This is a genomic window from Pseudomonas sp. FW305-3-2-15-E-TSA4 (genome assembly GCF_058787295.1).
This window is the reverse complement of the sequence record NZ_JBYSZP010000030.1, coordinates 20,908-41,414: the sequence shown is the minus strand read 5'-3', so window position 1 is coordinate 41,414 and position 20,507 is coordinate 20,908. Positions and strand designations below refer to the sequence as shown.

The 20,507-nt window shown below is 61.2% G+C and carries 25 protein-coding genes; 6 read left to right on the top strand and 19 right to left on the bottom strand.

Annotated elements, in window-relative coordinates; all coding sequences use genetic code 11:
• Window positions 1-164: 164 nt before the first annotated feature.
• The 11 genes from AC3WMV_RS27730 to AC3WMV_RS27680 form a co-directional block, all read right to left on the bottom strand.
• Complete coding sequence (locus AC3WMV_RS27730; RefSeq protein WP_103369350.1) at window positions 165-713, bottom strand: RNA 2'-phosphotransferase; 549 nt, start codon at window positions 711-713, stop codon at window positions 165-167.
• 139 nt (window positions 714-852) lie between these two features.
• Entirely contained in the window at window positions 853-1,176 is a 324-nt protein-coding gene (locus AC3WMV_RS27725) for a DUF3392 domain-containing protein (protein WP_003229134.1), read from the bottom strand.
• A 29-nt stretch (window positions 1,177-1,205) separates the two neighbouring features.
• Window positions 1,206-2,411 carry a radical SAM family heme chaperone HemW gene (hemW, locus tag AC3WMV_RS27720; protein ID WP_007964125.1) on the bottom strand — a complete coding sequence of 402 codons (1,206 nt, stop codon included), beginning with the start codon at window positions 2,409-2,411 and terminating at the stop codon, window positions 1,206-1,208.
• Entirely contained in the window at window positions 2,408-3,004 is a 597-nt protein-coding gene (rdgB, locus tag AC3WMV_RS27715; protein ID WP_096795762.1) for an RdgB/HAM1 family non-canonical purine NTP pyrophosphatase, read from the bottom strand. Before rdgB ends, hemW begins: the two co-directional genes overlap by 4 nt.
• On the bottom strand, window positions 3,001-3,435 hold the full coding sequence (locus tag AC3WMV_RS27710) for a DUF4426 domain-containing protein (RefSeq protein ID WP_027610575.1): 435 nt from the start codon (window positions 3,433-3,435) through the stop codon (window positions 3,001-3,003). Before AC3WMV_RS27710 ends, rdgB begins: the two co-directional genes overlap by 4 nt.
• Window positions 3,436-3,461: 26 nt before the next feature.
• Window positions 3,462-4,082 (bottom strand): methionine biosynthesis protein MetW, encoded by a 621-nt coding sequence (gene metW / locus AC3WMV_RS27705; protein WP_103369351.1) that lies wholly within the window; start codon window positions 4,080-4,082, stop codon window positions 3,462-3,464.
• 7 nt (window positions 4,083-4,089) lie between these two features.
• Window positions 4,090-5,229, bottom strand: coding sequence for a homoserine O-succinyltransferase MetX (gene metX / locus AC3WMV_RS27700; protein WP_103369352.1), 1,140 nt, complete (start codon window positions 5,227-5,229; stop codon window positions 4,090-4,092).
• A 231-nt stretch (window positions 5,230-5,460) separates the two neighbouring features.
• On the bottom strand, window positions 5,461-5,754 hold the full coding sequence (locus AC3WMV_RS27695; protein ID WP_103369353.1) for a DUF167 domain-containing protein: 294 nt from the start codon (window positions 5,752-5,754) through the stop codon (window positions 5,461-5,463).
• Window positions 5,751-6,341 (bottom strand): YggT family protein, encoded by a 591-nt coding sequence (locus AC3WMV_RS27690; protein WP_096795760.1) that lies wholly within the window; start codon window positions 6,339-6,341, stop codon window positions 5,751-5,753. The genes AC3WMV_RS27695 and AC3WMV_RS27690 overlap by 4 nt, the downstream gene beginning before the upstream one ends.
• A 10-nt stretch (window positions 6,342-6,351) precedes the next feature.
• A complete protein-coding gene (gene proC, locus AC3WMV_RS27685) occupies window positions 6,352-7,170 on the bottom strand; it encodes a pyrroline-5-carboxylate reductase (protein WP_103369354.1) in 819 nt (272 codons plus the stop codon).
• Window positions 7,171-7,198: 28 nt separating this feature from the next.
• Window positions 7,199-7,885, bottom strand: coding sequence for a YggS family pyridoxal phosphate-dependent enzyme (locus tag AC3WMV_RS27680; protein ID WP_103369355.1), 687 nt, complete (start codon window positions 7,883-7,885; stop codon window positions 7,199-7,201).
• Window positions 7,886-7,941: 56 nt separating this feature from the next.
• Here AC3WMV_RS27680 and AC3WMV_RS27675 point away from each other — a divergent pair, with 56 nt between their 5' ends.
• Window positions 7,942-8,976 (top strand): type IV pilus twitching motility protein PilT, encoded by a 1,035-nt coding sequence (locus AC3WMV_RS27675; RefSeq protein WP_003229114.1) that lies wholly within the window; start codon window positions 7,942-7,944, stop codon window positions 8,974-8,976.
• Window positions 8,977-9,119: 143 nt separating this feature from the next.
• Here the strand turns inward: AC3WMV_RS27675 and AC3WMV_RS27670 are convergent, their stop codons facing one another.
• Window positions 9,120-9,746 carry a C40 family peptidase gene (locus AC3WMV_RS27670; RefSeq protein WP_003229112.1) on the bottom strand — a complete coding sequence of 209 codons (627 nt, stop codon included), beginning with the start codon at window positions 9,744-9,746 and terminating at the stop codon, window positions 9,120-9,122.
• 248 nt (window positions 9,747-9,994) lie between these two features.
• On the opposite strand from AC3WMV_RS27670, the gene AC3WMV_RS27665 reads away from it, so the two are divergent.
• Entirely contained in the window at window positions 9,995-10,426 is a 432-nt protein-coding gene (locus AC3WMV_RS27665) for an NINE protein (protein ID WP_007964113.1), read from the top strand.
• 152 nt (window positions 10,427-10,578) lie between these two features.
• Here AC3WMV_RS27665 and AC3WMV_RS27660 read toward each other — a convergent pair whose 3' ends face one another.
• The 7 genes from AC3WMV_RS27660 to gshB all read right to left on the bottom strand — a co-directional run bounded on the left by AC3WMV_RS27660 (window position 10,579) and on the right by gshB (window position 16,691).
• Window positions 10,579-11,850, bottom strand: a complete 1,272-nt coding sequence (locus AC3WMV_RS27660) for a dihydroorotase (protein WP_103369356.1) — start codon at window positions 11,848-11,850, stop codon at window positions 10,579-10,581.
• The gene (locus AC3WMV_RS27655; RefSeq protein WP_003229107.1) at window positions 11,847-12,851 is read right to left on the bottom strand and encodes an aspartate carbamoyltransferase catalytic subunit; all 1,005 of its coding nucleotides are present in this window, start codon (window positions 12,849-12,851) and stop codon (window positions 11,847-11,849) included. The genes AC3WMV_RS27660 and AC3WMV_RS27655 overlap by 4 nt, the downstream gene beginning before the upstream one ends.
• 28 nt (window positions 12,852-12,879) lie before the next feature.
• The gene (gene pyrR / locus AC3WMV_RS27650) at window positions 12,880-13,386 is read right to left on the bottom strand and encodes a bifunctional pyr operon transcriptional regulator/uracil phosphoribosyltransferase PyrR (RefSeq protein ID WP_027610583.1); all 507 of its coding nucleotides are present in this window, start codon (window positions 13,384-13,386) and stop codon (window positions 12,880-12,882) included.
• A gap of 81 nt (window positions 13,387-13,467) precedes the next feature.
• Entirely contained in the window at window positions 13,468-13,905 is a 438-nt protein-coding gene (gene ruvX / locus AC3WMV_RS27645) for a Holliday junction resolvase RuvX (RefSeq protein WP_003229101.1), read from the bottom strand.
• Window positions 13,905-14,477, bottom strand: coding sequence for a YqgE/AlgH family protein (locus tag AC3WMV_RS27640; RefSeq protein ID WP_025109150.1), 573 nt, complete (start codon window positions 14,475-14,477; stop codon window positions 13,905-13,907). The genes ruvX and AC3WMV_RS27640 overlap by 1 nt, the downstream gene beginning before the upstream one ends.
• A 235-nt stretch (window positions 14,478-14,712) precedes the next feature.
• Window positions 14,713-15,612 (bottom strand): energy transducer TonB, encoded by a 900-nt coding sequence (locus AC3WMV_RS27635; protein ID WP_007964106.1) that lies wholly within the window; start codon window positions 15,610-15,612, stop codon window positions 14,713-14,715.
• Window positions 15,613-15,719: 107 nt separating this feature from the next.
• Window positions 15,720-16,691 (bottom strand): glutathione synthase, encoded by a 972-nt coding sequence (gshB, locus tag AC3WMV_RS27630; RefSeq protein ID WP_103369357.1) that lies wholly within the window; start codon window positions 16,689-16,691, stop codon window positions 15,720-15,722.
• A gap of 225 nt (window positions 16,692-16,916) precedes the next feature.
• On the opposite strand from gshB, the gene pilG reads away from it, so the two are divergent.
• The 4 genes from pilG to AC3WMV_RS27610 all read left to right on the top strand — a co-directional run bounded on the left by pilG (window position 16,917) and on the right by AC3WMV_RS27610 (window position 20,506).
• Window positions 16,917-17,321: a twitching motility response regulator PilG gene (pilG, locus tag AC3WMV_RS27625; RefSeq protein WP_003229093.1), complete on the top strand. Its 405-nt coding sequence runs from the start codon at window positions 16,917-16,919 to the stop codon at window positions 17,319-17,321.
• Window positions 17,322-17,381: 60 nt separating this feature from the next.
• Window positions 17,382-17,747, top strand: a complete 366-nt coding sequence (gene pilH / locus AC3WMV_RS27620) for a twitching motility response regulator PilH (RefSeq protein WP_025109154.1) — start codon at window positions 17,382-17,384, stop codon at window positions 17,745-17,747.
• 10 nt (window positions 17,748-17,757) lie between these two features.
• Complete coding sequence (locus tag AC3WMV_RS27615; protein WP_103369358.1) at window positions 17,758-18,297, top strand: chemotaxis protein CheW; 540 nt, start codon at window positions 17,758-17,760, stop codon at window positions 18,295-18,297.
• A gap of 154 nt (window positions 18,298-18,451) precedes the next feature.
• Window positions 18,452-20,506 carry a methyl-accepting chemotaxis protein gene (locus AC3WMV_RS27610; protein ID WP_027610585.1) on the top strand — a complete coding sequence of 685 codons (2,055 nt, stop codon included), beginning with the start codon at window positions 18,452-18,454 and terminating at the stop codon, window positions 20,504-20,506.
• The last annotated feature ends 1 nt before the right edge of the window (window position 20,507 follow it).

The window sequence follows — 20,507 nt, the reverse complement described above, 5'->3', positions numbered from 1 at the left end:
GACTCACAGCTTGCCATCCACCCCTCTCACCTCAGAGTTTATTCCCTTACTCAGACACAAGCGGGCTTGCTCGCGAAAGCGGTGATTCATTCAACGTTGATGTTGACTGATACGACGCCTTCGCGAGCAAGCCCGCTCCCACAGTTGTTTTGTGTGCTCAGAAATTACACGGTTGAAAGAAACCGAGCTGGCACCTGTTCTGTCAGCCAGACGCCGTTTTCGGCCTGATAGAACTTGAAACCCTGTTCTTCCATCTGCCGTGCGGCGACTTGCAGAATCACCACGGTGCCATAGCGCTGCCCGACGGCCGAAGCGGTGTCGATGTCTTGGGAAAGGTGCACGTGATGGCGTGATCCCGGGATCAGGCCTTGTTCTTTGATTGACTCAAGAAAGCGCGTCGCTGTGCCGTGATACAGCGTTTGCGGTGGCTGTTTCTGCTCGAACTGCAAATCCACGCTTTTCGTTGAGTGGCCCTGAACCGCACGAATCAGTTGGCCGTCCTCGGAAATCGAGAAGCGCTTCTTGTCGCTACTTGTCACGACCGCTTCAATCAGTTGGCGATCCAGTTTACGACCGTCACGCGCGGCGCCGCTGATCAGCGCGTCGATATTTGCCCAGCCTTCAGAGTCCAGCGTCAGACCGATCGCCTGAGGTTCGTGGCGCAATACGAAGCTGAGAAATTTGCTTGTCTCGTCCAACAGTTTTTTGCTCATGAACTTCCCTGTCATTGCGATCAACTGTGGGAGCGGGCTTGCTCGCGAAAGCGGTGAATCATTCAACGTTGATGTTGACTGATACGACGCCTTCGCGAGCAAGCCCGCTCCCACAGTTGTTTTTGGTGATGGCTGAAAGTCAGCGGCGGTCAGCGACTACGCCGATAAGCACCAGCACCACCAGCAGCACCGGCGCCAGGCTGTAGTTGTTGAACTGGCTCAGGCCCTTGACCACCCACGGCGTCGCATAGATCAGCGCGGCGCCGCTGCCGATTACGCACAGCAGGGCCATCAGTGGTACGCGCAGGGCGCCGGCGATGCTGCCCAGACGCTGCTCGACCCAGCCTTTGAAGTCGGCGCCGAACAGCACCAGCAGGCAGCCCACCAGGGCCAGGGCGATTTCCGAGAGGTTGCTGCGGCTCCAGCGGGACACGGTGGCGAGCAGATCGAGTATCAAATCCATGCGGTTTTCCTTGGGGCGGCCGTTAGGGCTCAGCTCAGAAATTTCTGCAGCAAGTCGTTGAGAAACAGTTGTCCGCGCTCGGTGGCCGCCAGACGTGACGGTTCGACCTGCATCAGGCCACTTTGTTCGGCCTCGCGGCGGTGTTCGGCGAGACTTTCCAGCGGCAGGCCGGTGCGTTCGGGATACAGGCGTGATTCCACCCCGGCAGTCAGGCGCAGGGCGTTCATCAGGAACTCGAACGGCATCTCGTCATTGCTCAGGGCTTTCTCGCCGGCCTGGAAACTCTTGGCCGGGTTGAGATAGTCCTTCGGCAAGCGCGTCTTCCAGGTGCGCACAATGCGCCCGTCCGGATGACTGAGCTTGCCGTGGGCGCCAGCACCGATGCCGATGAAGTCGCCGAAACTCCAGTAATTGAGGTTGTGCCGCGCCGGCCGCCCGGGCTGGGCGTAGGCCGAGACTTCGTATTGCGCGTAACCGTGCGCGGCCAGCAGCGCTTGTCCGGCTTCTTGAATGTCCCACAGCGTGTCGTCTTCCGGCAGCACCGGCGGCTGGTTCCAGAACACCGTGTTCGGCTCGAGTGTCAGCTGATACCAGGAGATGTGCGTCGGTTTCAGTTCGATGGCCTGACGCAGGTCGCTCAAGGCATCGTCCAGCGACTGATCGGGCAGGCCGTGCATCAAGTCGAGGTTGAAGTTGTCGAACCCGGCCTGACGCGCCATTCCCGCCGCGCGCACCGCTTCGTCGCCGTTATGGATGCGCCCGAGGGCTTCGAGTTTCTGCTGCTGGAAGCTCTGAATGCCGATCGACAGGCGATTGATCCCGAGCTTGCGATACGCAACGAACTTCTCTTGCTCGAAGGTGCCGGGATTGGCTTCCAGGGTGATCTCGATGTCGTGGGCGAACGGGATGCGCTGCTCGACGCCTTTGAGCAAGCGCCCGAGGGCTTGCGCGCTGAACAGGCTCGGCGTACCGCCACCGAAGAAGATCGAACTGATTTCACGGCCATACACCGCGTGCAGGTCCTGATCGAGATCGGCCAGCAACGCGTCGACGTATTCCTCTTCCGGTAGCACCGGGCTGGCGGTGTGCGAGTTGAAATCGCAATACGGGCATTTGCGCACACACCACGGGATGTGGATGTACAGCGCCAGAGGCGGCAGCGTAGGCAGCGGCGCCCGAGGCGAAGAGGCGGCGCCGCCGATGATCAGCGACGACGCGGGGTGGCTGTCGGTCATTTCAGGCCCAGACGCTGGCGCAGCAGATCCATTGCACGGGCGCGGTGGCTGATCTGGTTCTTGTCGGCCGGGCTCAGTTCGGCGCTGGACACGTTTCGCTCCGGCACCCAGAACAGCGGGTCGTAGCCGAAACCGTGCTCGCCGCTGGCGGCGGTCAGGATGCGCCCGTGCCACAGGCCTTCGCAGAGGATCGGCAGCGGATCATCGGCATGCCGCACCAGTGCCAGCACGCAGACGAACTGCGCGCCGCGCTCGGCTTGCGGCACGTCTTTGAGGGCCTCGAGCAGTTTGGCGTTGTTCGCCGCATCGCCCTTGCCGTCGGCATAGCGCGCCGAGTAGATGCCCGGTGCACCGCCGAGGAAATCCACCGCCAGACCGGAATCGTCGGCCAGCGCCGGCAGGCCGGAGATGCGCGCGGCATTGCGCGCCTTGAGGATCGCGTTCTCGACGAACGACAGACCGGTTTCCTCCGGTTCGACCTTGCTCCATTCGCCGATCGAGCGCAGTTGCACCGAGTCGCCGAGCATGGCCTGGAGTTCCTTGAGTTTGCCGGCGTTATGGCTGGCCAGTACGAGTTGCGTGAGGTTCATCATTCGCCGGGAAAGAGTTCTTGGTTGAAGTTGATGGTGTTGATCTTGTCACCGTTCTGCACCTTGATTTCAAAGGTGCGGGTTTCCTGCTGCTCCACCGGGTACTGGGCGATGTAGTAGATCGCGCCCTGTTCGGTGACCTGGCGGAAGTTCAGCGGCACGCTCTGGCTGGTCAGGTCTTTGACCGTGCCGGTGACGTTGGCGATCAGCGGTTTGCCGTCCTTGATCACCGAGACATTGATCACGCCCTGGTTCTTGCTGCGGATCAGCTCGGCTGCTTTGGCGATGTCGGGTGTCAGGAAGGTCGAGTTGAAAGTGTTGTAGTGCACGGTAACGTCGCCGAACACTTCCTTGCGTTCGCCCTTGATGGCATCGGCGGCCACCGCCGACAGACTCAGGCAGGCAGCCAATAGCACAGTAATCAAGCGACCCATGATCGTTCTCCTCGAAATGTCGTGGTTCAGACCGCGACCCGATGATCTGCAAGCACCGGGCTGCTGACGCGGTAGATACCAATCTCACCTAACAGATTAGGCCATAGCTTACTGGCCCACCCGTGGCGGTGCTGTTGATCCACGGCAAGCCGATCAATGACCTTCGCATCACGTTCGCGACAAAGTTCTTCAAAGTCTTCGAAGGTACAGAAGTGAATGTTCGGCGTGTTGTACCAGGTGTACGGCAGAAATTCCGACACCGGCATCCGGCCCTTGCTCGCCAGGTACCAGCGGCAGCGCCAGTGACCGAAGTTGGGGAAGGTGATGATGCACTGACGACCGACCCGCAGCATCTCGTCGAGGATCTTGTCCGGGTAGTGCACGGCTTGCAGGGCCTGGGTCATGACGACGATGTCGAAACTGTTGCTGGCGAAGTTGCCCAGCCCCTTGTCCAGGTCCTGCTCGATGACGTTGATGCCCTTGGCCACGCACTCGGCGATGTTGTCGGCGTCGTTTTCCAGGCCATAACCGGTGACGTTCTTGTGGTCGCGCAGCCAGGTCAGCAATTCGCCGTCGCCGCAACCGAGGTCGAGCACGCGGCTGCCGGCGGGGATCCATTCCTGGATGATTTCCAGATCAGCTCTCATGGCTTGTTCACACCGTAATTCGGTTCATGTAATTGCCGAACGCCTGCAAATAGCGCGGGATCGGAATCAGGAAGGCGTCGTGGCCCTGTGGCGCGTCGATTTCCAGATAGCTGACGTCTTTGCGTGCCGCCATCAGCGCGTCCACCAGCTCCCGCGAGCGGGCCGGGGAGAAGCGCCAGTCGGTAGTGAACGACATCACGCAGAACTTGGCGGTGGCGTTTTCGAAAGTTTTCGCCAGGTTATCGTCGAAGTTCGCCGCCGGATCGAAGTAATCCAGCGCCTTGGTCATCAACAGATAGGTATTGGCGTCGAAACGCCCGGAAAACTCTTCACCCTGATAGCGCAGGTAGCTTTCGACCTGGAACTCGACGCTGTGGAAGTCGTAGTTGAGCTTTTCGCTCTTCAGGCCGCGGCCGAATTTCTCGCCCATCGAGTCGTCGGACAGGTAGGTGATGTGCCCGACCATCCGCGCCAGCATCAGCCCGCGCTTGGGGATCACACCTTGTTCCTGGAACGAACCACCGTGGAACTCCGGGTCGGTGAGGATCGCCTGGCGCGCCACTTCGTTGAAGGCGATGTTCTGCGCCGACAGCTTGGGCGCCGAAGCGATGGCCAGGCAGTGGCGCACGCGATCCGGGTAAGTGATGGTCCATTGCAACGCCTGCATGCCGCCGAGGCTGCCGCCGATGACGGCGGCGAACTGACGAATGCCGAGCAGGTCAGCCAGACGCGCCTGACTGTGCACCCAGTCTTCGACGGTGAGCACCGGGAAATCGGCGCCGAACGGCTTGCCGGTCTCGGGGTTGATACTGCTCGGGCCGGTGGAGCCGTTGCAGCCGCCCAGATTGTTCAGGCTGACCACGAAGAACTTGTTGGTGTCGATCGGTTTGCCCGGGCCGATGCAACTGTCCCACCAACCGGGCTTGCGGTCGTCGGCGCTGTGATAGCCGGCGGCATGGTGATGCCCGGACAAGGCGTGGCAGATCAGCACAGCGTTGCTCGCTTGCGCGTTCAGCGTGCCGTAGGTTTCGTAGATCAGGTCGTAGGCGGGCAGCGAACGGCCACAGGCCAGGGCCAGAGGTTCACTGAAGTGCGCCGTTTGCGGCGTCACCAGACCAACAGAATCGGGGGGAAAGGCAGCTGGCATCGACCCTGCTCTCGTTGAAATGAGGCGTAAGTCTAAAGACCGGGGGGGTTAGCGGCAAGCAACGATAAGGCCTGATCGTTGATTGAGCGAAGTCCTTGTGGTGAGGGGATTTATCCCCGATGGGCTGCGTAGCGGCCCTGAAATCTTTGGTCGTGCCGAGAGAATGGGGTTGGCAGCAACAAGGGGGCCGCTTCGCGACCCATCGGGGATAAATCCCCTCACCACAGTGGATCAGACCGGACGCACCAGATCAGGCAACTCCGGCAGCTTCTTCGGCGAACAGATCTTCACCCGTTTCTGCCGGTTCAACTCGCCGCTGAGCAAACTGACCTGGCTTTTGGAAACCCCAAACGCCTTGGCCAGAAAGCCCATCAGATACGCATTGGCCTTGCCCTCGACCGGCGGCGCGGTGAGGCGGATCTTCAGGCGGTCACCGTGCAGCCCAGCGAAATCATCGCTGCGGGCTGCCGGTTGCAGATGACATTCGAGGATCAGATCGTCGCCGTCCCAGCGAAACCAGCTCACATCAGCAGGCGCAGGATGTCCGGCATCATGGTCATCGCCGCCAGATTGTTGATCACCAGCATGTCGATCAGCTTCAGCGCCAGGAAGGCGAAAATCGGCGACAGGTCCAGACCGCCGAGGTTCGGCAGAATCTTGCGGAACGGTGCCAGCGCCGGCTCGCAGATCTGGTTCACCAGTTCAGCGCCCGGGTTGTGGCTGCCCGGGGCGACCCACGACAGGATCACGCTGATGATCAGGGCGAAGAAGAAGATCTTCAGGAACAGCGCGGTCACGCCGATGATCGACCAGATGAACAGTTGCAGCGGGTTGCCGGTGGTGCCGTAGGTCAGCAGCAGGGTCAGGGCCATCAGGGCCAGTTGCACCAGAATCGCCAGCACCAGCGAAGACATGTCGAGGCCGAAGATGCTCGGGATGATCCGGCGCAGTGGTTTGAGCAGCGGCTGGGTAGCCTTGACCACGAATTGGCACAGCGGGTTGTAGAAGTTCGCGCGCACCAGTTGCAGGACGAAGCGCAGCAGCACGATCAGCAGGTACAGACTGCCGAGGGTTTGCAGCACGTAAACCGCTGCGGTGTTCAATCCAATCATGTAAGGCTCCTTATTTGCCCAGTTGTTCGGCCATTTCGGCCGAGCGGTGCGCGGCGGCGCCGAGTGCTTTTTCTACCAGGGCTTCGAAGCCGTTAGCCTGGAATGACTTGATCGCGGCCTCTGTGGTGCCGTTTGGCGAGGTCACGCGGCGGCGCAGTTCGGCAGCGTCGACATCGCTGGATACCGCCATGTGCGCGGCGCCCAGAGCCGTTTGCAGGGTCAGTTGCTCGGCGATTTCCTTTGGCAGGCCGAGTTTGACGCCAGCGGCGGTCATCGCTTCGATCAGCAGGAAGAAGTACGCCGGGCCGGAGCCGGAGACGGCGGTCACGGCATCGAGTTGCTGCTCTTCGTCCAGCCACAGCGCAATGCCCACGGCGGACAGCAGCTCTTCAGCCTGCTGACGCTGTTCGGCAGTCACTTCGCTGGTGGCGTACAAACCGCTGACGCCCTGACGCAGCAGCGCCGGGGTGTTGGGCATGCAGCGCACGATCGGCTGCTCGCCGAGCCATGCGGTCATGCTCGCGCAAGTGATGCCGGCGGCGATCGACACCACCAGTTGCTGCGGTTTCAGACTTGGGCGGATGGCTTCGCACACGGCTTTCATCGCCTGTGGCTTGACCGCCAGTACGATCACGTCGACGCCGTCGATGGCCTGGGCGTTGTCGGCGAAGGTTTCGATGCCGTGTTCGGCGCTGACGCGTTGGCGGGTCTCTTCGCCCGGATCGCTGGCGCGAATCTGGCTGGCTTGCAGACCCTTGGCCCGCAGGCCGCCGATCAGGCTGGCGGCCATGTTGCCGGCACCGATAAAGGCAATGCGTGTGTTGCTCATGTCAGGTCCTTTTTCAGATGGCTGTCGGTCATTGCTGACCGTAATCTCTGGCGCCAAACAGGGCGGTACCGATCCGCACCCAAGTGGCGCCTTGAGCGATGGCCGACTCGAGGTCGTGGCTCATACCCATGGAAAGTGTGTCGAGCGGCAGATTCAGGCTGGCCTGCAAACGTTGCACGGCAGCAAAAGCGGCATCTTGTTCGGCGCGATCTTCGGTCGGCTCGGGAATCGCCATCAGCCCGCGCAGTTTCAATCGGGGCAGGGCGCTGATGGCCTCGGCCAGCGCCGGCAGGTCGGCCGGGGTGCAGCCGGACTTGCTGGCCTCACCACTGACGTTGACCTGAATGCAGATGTTCAGCGGCGGCAGCTCGGCCGGGCGCTGTTCGGACAGGCGTTGGGCGATTTTCAGGCGATCCACGGAGTGCACCCAGTCGAAATGCTCGGCGATGGCGCGAGTCTTGTTCGATTGAATGGGGCCGATGAAGTGCCAGATCAAGGGCAGGTCGGCCAGTTCGAGCTGTTTGCCCAGGGCTTCCTGCAGATAGTTCTCGCCGAAATCACGCAGGCCGGCGGCATGGGCTTCACGCAGGGCCTGCGACGGTTTGGTCTTGCTGACGGCGAGCAATTGAACGCTGTTTTCGGCGCGCCCGGCAGCAGCGGTGGCAGCCTGGATACGCGAACTAACCTGAAGGATGTTGTCTGCTATCGTGGACATCAAGAGGCGCCGGCGGTCTGAAGGTTCGCGGCATTCTACTGGAATTGAGGGACGCTATGGATATCACTGAACTGCTGGCGTTCAGCGCCAAACAGGGCGCTTCCGACCTGCACCTGTCGGCCGGTCTGCCGCCGATGATCCGCGTCGATGGCGATGTGCGGCGGATCAATCTGCCGGCGCTGGATCACAAGCAAGTGCACGAATTGATCTACGACATCATGAATGACACCCAGCGGGTCGACTTCGAGAAACACCTGGAAACGGATTTCTCGTTCGAAGTCCCCGGCGTCGCGCGCTTTCGGGTCAATGCGTTCAACCAGAACCGGGGCGCCGGCGCGGTGTTCCGCACCATTCCCTCGAAAGTGCTGAGCATGGAAGACCTCGGCATGGGCGACGTCTTTCGCAAGATCACCGATGCGCCGCGCGGGCTGGTGCTGGTGACCGGGCCGACCGGGTCCGGCAAGTCGACCACGTTGGCGGCGATGATCGACTACCTCAACACCCATCGCCATCACCACATCCTCACCATCGAAGACCCGATCGAGTTCGTCCACGAATCGCGCAAATGCCTGATCAATCAGCGCGAAGTCCATCGCGATACCCGCAGCTTCGCCACGGCGTTGCGCTCGGCGCTGCGCGAAGACCCGGATGTGATTCTGGTGGGCGAGATGCGCGACCTGGAAACCATTCGCCTGGCCCTGACCGCTGCCGAGACCGGGCATCTGGTGTTCGGCACGCTGCACACGACGTCGGCCGCCAAGACCATCGACCGTGTTGTCGATGTGTTTCCCGGCGACGAGAAGTCTATGGTCCGTTCGATGCTGTCGGAGTCGCTGCTGGCCGTGGTGTCGCAGACGCTGATCAAGAAGATCGGCGGCGGGCGGGTCGCGGCGCACGAAATCATGCTGGGAACATCGGCGATCCGGAACCTGATCCGCGAGGACAAGGTGGCGCAAATGTATTCGGCGATTCAGACCGGAGGGTCGTTGGGGATGCAGACACTCGACATGTGCCTGAAGGAGCTGGTGACCAAGGGCTTGATCAGCCGCGAGCATGCGCGGGAAAAGGCGCGTACGCCGGATAATTTCTAAGAGAGGCTTGTGTTGCTTTCACTGGCCTTTTCGCGAGCAAGCCCGCTCCCACATTGGATCTGTGTCGTTCACAAATCAAATGTGGGAGCGGGCTTGCTCGCGAAGGGGTCAGTACTGCTTGAGCAGATTCCGGATCAGTCGACTCAGCGCTGAACCACACGCATCTGCTTGCCGGCCGGTTCTTTCGGCAGCACACGCTTGGCAACCACGTAATGCTGTTCCCAGTACGGCTTGTTCAGCGTATCGATGCTCACCGCTTTGCCACGACGCGGTGCGTGGATGAAGCGGTCGTTGCCCAGGTAGATGGCAACATGGTTGACCCGACGACTCTTGATGTTGAAAAAAATCAGGTCGCCCGGCTTCAGATCCTTGCGTTCGACTTTCTCGCCATGCCCGCTGGCCATCGCGTTGGAGGTGCGTGGCAGGTCGAATGTGGCGTCGTTGAACGCATATTTCACCAGACCACTGCAATCGAACCCTTTACTTGGGCTGCTGCCGCCCCAACGGTAGGGAGTACCGAGGACGTTCACCGCACGGCTCAGGACGTTGCTGCTTTCCTTGTTGGCCATCGGTGGCACCAGCTTGCCGTGATTCTTGCTGGCGAGCGTGGTGTGTTTCGTTTGTTTGCTGCTCTTGCTCGAAGGAGCCGAAGCATGGGATTTAGGGGTGAAACCGTTAACGTTGGGAAGACGTTGCTCACGATTGGTGGCGTGGGCGGCCAGTGGCATTAATAGGCAAATAGTTAGCCATGTCTTGAAAAATGGTCGCATTAGGCGTGGCTCTTATGTGTTAGCGCGCAACTTTATAACAGCTTTTTTGTCCCTTCCGAGGCCGTTGGTCGATTCCATCGGAGGGCAACGGAACCAAACAAGCGGCAAACGGACGCAATTGTCGGTCAGAAGTCCGGTGCTATAAGGCTTTGACGGACGACACGGTAACATTTGCCGTACGTCGGCTACATGTAAAAAAGTCACAAAGAATTAAAGAAAATTTATCTATCGAGTGAATCGAGGTCTTCATGAACCGCTATCAGCAGGTTGCTGCACCGCAGGATACGCACAGCAAAATCATCGGTTATCTGCTGTGGATTTTTGGTTTCACCGGCGCTCACCGCTTCTATTACGGCAAACCGGTGACCGGGACGATCTGGTTCTTCACCTTCGGTCTGCTGGGCATTGGCTGGCTGATCGACGTGTTCCTGATCCCGGCAATGGATCGCGAGGCGGATCTGCGTTTCACCGCAGGGCCGATCGAATACAACGTGGCGTGGATTCTGCTGACGTTCCTGGGCGTGTTCGGCGTGCACCGGATGTACCAGGGCAAGTGGATCAGCGGGTTGCTGTATCTGCTGACCGGCGGGTTGTTCTTTATTGGTGTGCTGTATGACTTCTGGACACTGAATGATCAGGTTTCGGTGCGTAACGCGCAGAATCGCGGCGCCTTTCAGTAACCTGTGGCGAGGGGATTTATCCCCGATGGGGCGCGTAGCGGCCCTAAAACATTCAACCGCGGAGGAATTGAATCACCGCGGTTGTAGATTGAGGGCTGCTGCGCAGCCCATCGGGGATAAATCCCCTCGCCACAATGTCCCTCAGCAGCCGGTTACGCCTGGTGACTGATCCGCCCATCCACCAAGGTGTAACGCACCACACCCGGCAGGGTGTGACCGAGGAACGGGCAGTTCTCGCCCTTCGACAGCCAGCCTTCACCAGCCACGGTGGATGCTTTCGGATCGAACAGCACGATATCCGCCGCACTGCCCACCGCCAGTTTGCCCGCCGGCAGACGCAGCGCGTCCGCAGGCCCGGCACTCAGGCGCGCCAGCAGGGTCGGCAGATCCAGTAAACCATCCTCAACCAGCGTCATCGCCAGCGGCAGCAGCAACTCCACACTGCTGATGCCCGGTTCGGTCGCACCGAACGGTGCCAGTTTGGCGTCGCGTTCATGCGGCTGGTGATGGCTGGAGATCGCCGAAATCACCCCGGACTTCACCGCTTCACGCAGGCCGTCGCGGTCGGCGCGGGTGCGCAGCGGTGGTTGCACGTGATACAGGCTGCTGAAGTCGATCAGCGCTTCATCGGTGAGAATCAACTGATACAGGGCGACATCCGCCGTGACCTTCAAGCCACGGGCCTGCGCCTGAGCGATCAGGGCCACGCCGCGCGCGCTGGTCAGTTGGCTGAAGTGCGCGCGCACGCCGGTCTGCTCGACCAGCAACAGATCGCGAGCCAGAGCCACGGTTTCAGCGGTTTCCGGAATCCCCGGCAGGCCGAGGAAACTGGCGACCGCGCCTTCATGGGCCAGACCGCCATCGGCCAGATCGTGATCCTGCGAATTGAAAATCACCGTCAGGTCGAAGGTCGCCGCGTATTCCAATGCCCGGCACAGGGTGCGGGTGTTGCGGAAACTCTCCAGACCATTGCCGAACGCCACACACCCGGCGTCGCGCAGCGCCACCAGCTCTGCAAGCTGTTCGCCGTCCAGCCCTTTGCTCAGCGCGCCAATCGGAAACACCTTGGTGTTGCCGGCTTCGCGGGCGCGGTCGAGGATCAGTTCGGCCACGGCCGAGGTGTCGAGCACCGGTTTGGTCTTCGGCGGGCAGCACAGACTGGTCACGCCGCCGGCCGCCGCTGCGCGGGTTTCACTGGCGATCGTGCCTTTGCGGCTGTAGCCCGGCTCGCGCAGGGCCACATTCAGGTCGACCAGGCCCGGTGCTGCAACCAGACCGTTGGCGTCGATGGTTTCCACAGCGGTGAAACCGGCCGGTGCGGCGCCGAGGGCGACGATCTTGCAGGCTTCAACGTGAATGTCGGTGATTTGATCCAGGCCGCTGCTTGGATCGATGACGCGGGCGCCGAGAATGCTGAGCTTCACTGGGCGTTCTCCTGCTCGAATTGACGTTGCGCTGTTTGCCCGCTCATGGCCATCGACAGCACGGCCATGCGGATGGCGATGCCGTAGGTGACTTGATTGAGGATCACCGAGTGCGGGCCGTCGGCCACCGCGGACTCAATCTCTACCCCACGGTTGATCGGCCCCGGGTGCATGACGATGCAATCGGGTTTGGCCCCGGCCAGACGCGCGGTGGTCAGGCCGAACAGGCGATAGAACTCGCCTTCACTCGGCAGCAGGCCGCCGGTCATGCGCTCACGCTGCAGGCGCAGCATGATCACCACGTCGACGTCCTTCAGGCCTTCGTTCATGTCGGTGTAGACCTTGACGCCGTACTGCTCGATGCCGATCGGCAGCAGAGTCTTCGGCGCGATCACGCGGATGTCCGGGCAGCCGAGGGTCTTCAGCGCGAGCATGTTCGAGCGCGCCACCCGCGAGTGCAGGATGTCGCCGACGATCGCCACCGAGAGGTTTTCGAAACCGCCCTTGTGCCGACGGATGGTGAGCATGTCGAGCATGCCCTGGGTCGGGTGCGCGTGACGGCCGTCGCCGCCGTTGATGATTGCCACCTGCGGGCAGACGTGTTCGGCGATGAAGTGTGCGGCGCCGGAATCACCGTGGCGCACGACGAACATGTCGGCGGCCATCGCTTCGAGGTTGCGCAGGGTGTCGAGCAGGGTTTCACCTTTGCTGGCCGACGAGGTCGATACGTTCAGGGTGATCACGTCCGCCGACAGCCGCTGGGCCGCCAGTTCGAAGGTGGTGCGGGTGCGGGTGGAGTTTTCGAAGAACACGTTGCACACGGTCTTGCCGCGCAGCAACGGGACCTTCTTCACCGCCCGGGCACCGACTTCGAGGAACGAGTCGGCAGTGTCGAGGATTTCCGTCAGCAACTCGCGGCGCAGGCCATCGAGCGAGAGGAAGTGGCGCAGCTGGCCCTGATCATTGAGCTGCAGCGGGCGCTTGGTATCTAGAGGCGTCATCGCGAGGGGGACTCTCAATAAGGGCGGGTTAGGAATTCAGGTCTTGCAGTTCGAGCGTCAGCGGCTCCGGGCCGGACAGCTTGACCCGCTCGTTGGCGGCCAGCGACAGGGTCGCACCCACCACGTTCGGACGGATCGGCAGCTCGCCGGCGTCCAGGTCGAGCAGGCAGACCAGGGTCACGCTGGCCGGGCGGCCGTAGTCGAACAGTTCGTTCATGGCGGCGCGGATGGTGCGGCCGCTCATCAATACGTCATCGATCAGCACCAGGTGCTGGCCTTCGATCTCGAAGGGCAGGGCCGACGGGCGCACTTGCGGGTGCAGGCCGTTCTGGCTGAAGTCGTCGCGGTAGAAGGAAACATCCAGCGTGCCCAGCGGCGCATCGCTGGCCAATTCCTTGAGCAAGGCCTGCGCGACCCAGATGCCGCCAGTGCGGATGCCGATGTAACGCGGTTCGCTGATATCACGCTGTGCAAGGTGCGCCTTGAGGCGGGTCGCCATCTGGCTGATCAGATCGGCGGGATTGGGCAGGCTCATGGTTGCTCCTTCGTGATTCCGAGCCGCGTCCTGCCGGACGTGGCTGGGTTTATAACCAAAAGAAAAGCGCCGAAGCGCTTGTCAGGATTCAAACAATGCAGTGTTTTCATCGAGCCAGCCCTGCAACAGCAGGGCGGCGGCGATGGCATCCACCGGGTTGTCGCGGTAACTGCCTTTCTGCCCGCCACGCACCAGTCGCTCACCCTTGGCTTCAAAGGTGGTCAGGCGTTCGTCGTGGGTATAGAAGGGCACATTGAAGCGGCCATTGAGGCGCCGGGCGAATTTCTCCGCGCGCAGGCACATCTCGCTGGGCGTACCGTCCATGTTCAGCGGCAGGCCGACCACCACGGCGTCGGGTTTCCATTCCTTGAACAGCGCTTCGACCTGATTCCAGTCGGGCACGCCGTTCTGCGCTTTCAGGGTGCACAGCTCGCGGGCCTGGCCGGTAATCACCTGGCCGACCGCAACGCCGATCTGTTTGGTGCCGTAGTCGAAGCCGAGAATCAGGCGCAGGGCCATCAGGCGTGCCCCGCCTGACTGGTCAGCAGGCTGAGGTTGATCCCCAGATGCCGTGCCGCCGCTTCCAGACGCAGCTCGCTGCTGGTATTGAACAGGATGTCGGCGTCATACGGGCAGGTCAGCCAGGCGTTGTCGGCCAGCTCAGCCTCCAGTTGCCCGGCTTCCCAACCGGCGTAACCGAGGGCGATCACGCTTTTCGCCGGGCCTACGCCGTCGGCGATGGCGAACAGCACGTCCTGCGAGGTGGACAGCGCCAGATCACCGTCCAGTTCGACGGTGGCCTGAAAGGTCTTGCCCGCCGGGTGCAGGACGAAACCGCGATCGGTCTGCACCGGGCCACCAATGAAGATCGGCACATGCTGGCACAGCGCTGGCGGATCGATGTCCGGGCGCAATTGCTCGAGAATGTCAGCCAGATTCAGCTCTTGCGGTCGATTGACCACCAGCCCCATGGCGCCATTGGCCGTGTGCTCGACGATGTAGGTCAAGGTGTGGGCAAAGTTCGGGTCGGCCATGTGCGGCATGGCGATCAGGAAGTGATGCTTGAGGTAGCTGGGGCTGACGTTTTTCATGAGCGATAGTGTGGCGTTCAAGGGGCGAACTGACAAGCTGAGGATCAGAGAACAACGCAGATCCATTGTTGAAGCTGAACCTTTGTGGTGAGGGGATTTACCCCCGATGGGGCGCGAAGCGGCCCTGAATCCATTGACGTGATATGCCTGACATACCGCGCATGCTGGTTTTGCGACTGCTTCGCAGCCGATCGGGGATAAATCCCCTCACCACAAAAAACCTGTATGCCGGCGGTCAGTTACTGGAGAGCTTGTCGCCCCGGGCGAATTTCCAGGTGCGGATGATTTCCAGTCGGTCGATATCCGACAGATCGCCGGTAAACGGTGCAAACGGTGCCGCCAGCCGGACGATGCGCTGCGCCGCCTGATCCAGCAGCGGCTGGCCGGAGGACTCGAGCACCAGCACTTCATACAGCGAGCCATCGCGGTTGATCGAGACCATCAGCCGCAGGTTGCCGTAAATCTGCTTGCGCCGCGCTTCTTCCGGGTAATTGAGGTTGCCGATGCGCTCGACCTTCTTGCGCCAGTCATCCTTGTACCAGGCGCCCTTGTCGCGCATGGTCGAGGCCGCGCTCAAGCGGTGAATCCGCGGGCGCTTGGCGTACAACTGTTGTTCGTTGGCCAGTTCCGCTTCGAGGCTGGCGATGTCGCTGGACAGCTGTGAACTGTCGAACGTCGGCGCGTTGACCGCAGGTTTGGTCTCGGTTTTGGTTTCTTCTTTCTTGGTCGGCGCCTTTTGCTGTTTCGGCGCCACCGTGGTCACCGCAGCCTTGGGCGCCGCTTCGCGTACTTCCGGTTTGGCGGCCGGGGGCGGGGTGACCTTCTTGACCTGATTGTCCTGGAACGGCGCGACCTCGGTGGTCTTGGGAATCGCCTTCTTGTCGAGGGTGCCGCTGCCTTCCTGGTTTTCCTGAGCGAGGAAATCAGCCTTTTTCGGCTTGGTTTCGCTCTTGAAGGTGGCGAGGGTGATTTCCAGGGTTTTGCTGATCTGCTTGGGTTCGACCATGGTAAAGCCGACCCCGAGCAGCAGCGCCAAATGAATCAGCGCCGCGAGAAACAGGGTAAATCCGAGGCGATCGGCCGGGCGCACGCCACGGTGGGCGAGTTCTGCGGGCAGATCGGACGGGAGGGTCATGACAAGAAAACCAACATCGCGTTTTTCAGAGGCTGCGCATGATAACGCAATGTTGGTTTCGCGCCTTGGGCTTCACGCTTCAAGCGACAGGCTGCATGTGACACACGTCAAGCTTGCGGCTTTTTGCCGGCGGCTTGCAGCTTCTTGTCGATGGCATCCATCAGCATGCCGCCGATGTCGGTACCGAAAGCGTTGTCGATTTCGCGGATGCAGGTCGGGCTGGTGACGTTGATTTCGGTGAGGTTTTCACCGATCACGTCCAGACCGACGAACAGCAGGCCTTTCTCGCGCAAAGTCGGGCCGACCTGGGCGGCAATCCAGCGATCCTTGTCGGTCAGCGGCCGCGCTTCGCCACGACCACCGGCCGCGAGGTTGCCACGGGTTTCGCCTTGCGCCGGAATTCGCGCCAGGCAGTAATCCACCGGCTCGCCGTCGATCATCAGGATGCGTTTGTCGCCGTCCTTGATCGCCGGCAGGTAGGCCTGGCCCATGATCTGCTGATTGCCGAGGGCGGTCAGGGTTTCCAGAATCACCGACAGGTTCGGATCGCCCACGCGGTGACGGAAAATCGAAGTGCCGCCCATGCCGTCCAGCGGCTTGAGGATCACATCGCCATGCTTGGCGGCGAATTCACGCAGCACATCGGCGCGGCGGCTGACCACGGTCGGCGGGGTGCACTGCGGGAACAGCGTGGCGAACAGTTTTTCGTTGCAGTCGCGCAGGCTCTGCGGCTTGTTGACCACCAGCACACCGGCGGTTTCGGCCTGTTCCAGCAAGTAGGTGGAGTAGACGAACTCCATGTCGAACGGCGGATCCTTGCGCATCAGGATCACATCCAGGTCGCTCAGCAGGTTGTCCTGCTCGGCGTCCAGTTCGAACCATTTTTCCGGGTTGGCGAAGACTTTCAGTGGCTTCATGCGTGCCCGCGCCTGACCTTCGGCCTGATACAGGTCGCGCTGCTCCATGTAGAACAGTTCCCAGCCACGTTTCTGCGCGGCCAGCAGCATGGCCAGCGAGCTATCCTTTTTATAGGAAATGCTGGCGATAGGGTCCATGACAATCCCGACGCGAACGCTCATTGGGTTTTCCTCGAAAATTGGCTACCGGATCGGTATTGAAAAAGTGCCGCCAGAGTGGCGCTGGCAGGGTTTTCGGTCAAGGAAAAACCCGTCGATAGATTGCATCTGGAGACTGTGCTAAAAAGGCTGGCATAGCGTGCTGGCCCTTGAGCATCAAGGGTTTCCAGCCATTACTCATCGCAAAACGGACAATTTGATTCGCAAAGGCGACGGTAGAGCCCTCTTATGGAACAGCAGTCCAGCGCCTTGAAGGTCATGGTGATCGATGACTCGAAAACGATTCGTCGCACCGCCGAAACGCTGTTGAAAAATGTGGGCTGCGAAGTCATCACGGCCATCGACGGTTTCGACGCGTTGGCCAAGATCGCCGACCACCACCCCGGGATCATTTTTGTCGACATCATGATGCCGCGTCTGGATGGTTATCAGACCTGCGCTTTAATCAAGAACAACAGTGCGTTCAAGGCCACGCCGGTGATCATGCTGTCGTCGCGTGACGGGCTGTTCGACAAGGCCAAGGGGCGGATTGTCGGTTCTGATCAATTTTTGACCAAGCCTTTCAGCAAGGAAGAACTGCTCGACGCGATTCAGGCCCATGTTCCGGGCTTCGCCGCCGTTTTGCCGCAGTAAGACACGTACAGTGACGCTCGGCCAGCGGGCCGGGGGTCGACAAGAAAAATGGGGAAGACCATGGCACGTATCCTGATCGTCGATGATTCGCCGACTGAAATGTACAAACTCACCGGCATGCTGGAAAAGCACGGCCATGAAGTGCTCAAGGCCGAGAACGGCGCCGACGGCGTGGCCCTGGCCCGTCAGGAAAAACCCGACGCCGTGCTGATGGACATCGTCATGCCCGGCCTCAACGGCTTCCAGGCTACCCGGCAACTGACCAAGGATGCCGAGACCAGCCACATCCCGGTGATCATCATCACCACCAAGGATCAGGAAACCGACAAGGTCTGGGGCACGCGCCAGGGCGCGAAGGATTACCTGACCAAACCGGTCGAAGAAGACATGCTGATCAAGACCCTGAACAACGTGCTGGCCGGTTGATCGCGCGGCCATGAACCAGTCGCTGACCGCGTTCGAGCTGCTGTGGCAGATCGACCAGCGCTGCCGTCTGCTGGCGGCGGATCTGCCGTCGCAGCCCGGCCGTCAGGATTGCTGGAGCGGCATCGGCTTTCGCCTCGGTGAGCATTGGTACGTGACGCCGATGGGCGAGGTCAGCGAAGTGCTGCACGAACCGCGCTGCACTCAGTTGCCCGGGGTCAAGCCGTGGGTCAAAGGGGTGGCTAACCTGCGTGGGCGCTTGCTGCCGATCATGGACCTGTGCGGCTTTTTCGGTCACGAGCTGTCGCCGTTGCGCAAACAGCGGCGTGTGTTGGTGGTGGAGCACAATGATGTGTTCGCCGGGTTGCTGGTGGATGAGGTATTCGGCCTGCAGCACTTCGAGCAGGACAGCTTCGAACCGATTTCGATCAGCAAGCGCCAGGGCTCCAAGGCCGAGTTCGTCAAAGGCTATTTCCGGCGTGAGCAGAACTGGCGGGTGTTCAGCCTGTTTGCGCTGGCCAAATCGCCGGTGTTCATGAGCGTCGCGATATAACAGATTCAACACTGTCCCCTGTGGGAGCGAGCCTGCTCGCGAAGAGGGCGTGTCAGGCAAGATAAATATTGGCTGACCCGACGCTTTCGCGAGCAGGCTCGCTCCCACAGGGATTGCAGCAGGCCTCAAAGATGTGGGTTAAGGGCGAGGACCGATGACAAAGGCAAAAACAGGCAAATCGGCGGAAGGGTCGCGCAGTCGCTCGCAGATCATCGTGCTGTTCATCGCACTGATCGTGTTCATCATGCTGCTGTTCGCCAACTTCGCCTACCTCAACACCCAGGCCAACTACGACAAGCAGTACATCGGCCACGCCGGTGAGCTGCGCGTGCTGTCGCAACGCATCGCCAAGAACGCCACCGAAGCGGCTGCCGGGAAGTCGGCAGCGTTCAAGCTGCTGAGCGATGCGCGCAACGATTTTGCCCAGCGCTGGGGTTACCTGAAGAAGGGCGATCCGGCCACCGGCCTGCCGCCCGCGCCGGCCACCGTGCGCCCGGAAATGCGCGCGGTGCAGCTGGATTGGGAACGCCTGCTGAAAAACACCGATGCGATTCTCTCAAGTGAGCAGACCGTGCTCTCGCTGCATCAGGTCGCCGCGACCCTGGCTGAAACCGTGCCGCAGTTGCAGATCGAATACGAAAAAGTCGTCGAGATCCTCCTGCAGCGCGGTGCGCCAGCTGCGCAGGTGGCGATGGCCCAGCGCCAATCGCTGCTGGCTGAACGCATTCTCGGCGCGGTTAACACCGTGCTCGCTGGCGACGAGAATTCGCAGCAGGCTGCCGATGCGTTTGGCCGCGACGCCACCCGTTTCGGCCAAGTCCTCAACGGCATGTTGCAGGGCAACCCGACCCTGAAAATCAGCCAGGTCGAAGACCGTGATGCCCGTGCGCGGCTGAGTGAAATTTCCGAGCTGTTCCAGTTCGTCTCCGGCTCCGTGGATGAAATCCTCGAAACCTCGCCGGAGCTGTTCAAGGTCCGGGAGTCGGCGAGCAATATCTTCAGCCTGTCGCAGACCCTGCTCGACGAAGCCTCACACCTCGCCAGCGGTTTCGAAAACCTTGCCGGCGGGCGCAACACCGACACCATCGGCGGCTACGTCCTTGGTTTGCTGGCGCTGGCCTCGATCATCCTGATCGGCATGGTCATGGTTCGTGAAACCAACCGCCAGTTGCGCGAGACCGCCGAGAAGAACGAGCGCAACCAGAACGCGATCATGCGCCTGCTCGACGAGATCGAAGACCTCGCCGACGGTGACCTGACGGTGACCGCCTCGGTGACCGAAGACTTCACCGGGACCATCGCCGATTCGATCAACTACTCGGTTGACCAACTGCGCGATCTGGTCGCGACCATCAACCTCACCGCCGGCCAGGTCGCCGCCGCCGTGCAGGAAACCCAGGCCACCGCCATGCACCTGGCCCAGGCCTCGGAGCATCAGGCGCAGCAGATTTCCGAAGCCTCGACCGCGATCAGCGACATGGCTCAGTCGATCGATCAGGTCTCGGCCAACGCCGCTGAATCCTCGGCGGTGGCCGAGCGCTCGGTGGAGATCGCCAACAAGGGCAACGAGGTGGTGCACAACACCATCCACGGCATGGACAACATTCGTGAACAGATTCAGGACACCGCCAAGCGCATCAAGCGTCTGGGCGAGTCGTCGCAGGAAATTGGCGACATCGTCAGCCTGATCGACGACATTGCCGACCAGACCAACATCCTCGCGCTCAACGCGGCGATTCAGGCCTCGATGGCCGGGGATGCCGGGCGCGGCTTTGCCGTGGTCGCCGACGAAGTGCAGCGGTTGGCCGAACGTTCGTCCGCCGCCACCCGGCAGATCGAAACCCTGGTGCGGGCGATTCAGACCGACACCAACGAAGCGGTGATTTCCATGGAGCAGACCACCACCGAAGTGGTGCGCGGCGCCCGACTGGCGCAGGATGCCGGAGTGGCACTGGAAGAAATCGAAGGCGTTTCGAAAACCCTCGCCGCGTTGATTCAAAGCATCTCCAACGCGGCGCAGCAGCAGACCTCGTCGGCCGGGCAGATCTCGCTGACGATGAACGTGATTCAGCAGATCACCACGCAGACCTCGTCCGGCTCCACCGCCACCGCCGAGAGCATCGGCAATCTGGCGAAAATGGCCAGTCAGCTGCGCCGTTCGGTATCCGGTTTCACCTTGCCGTCGGCGTCCGCGACGGATAAGGCGTGAG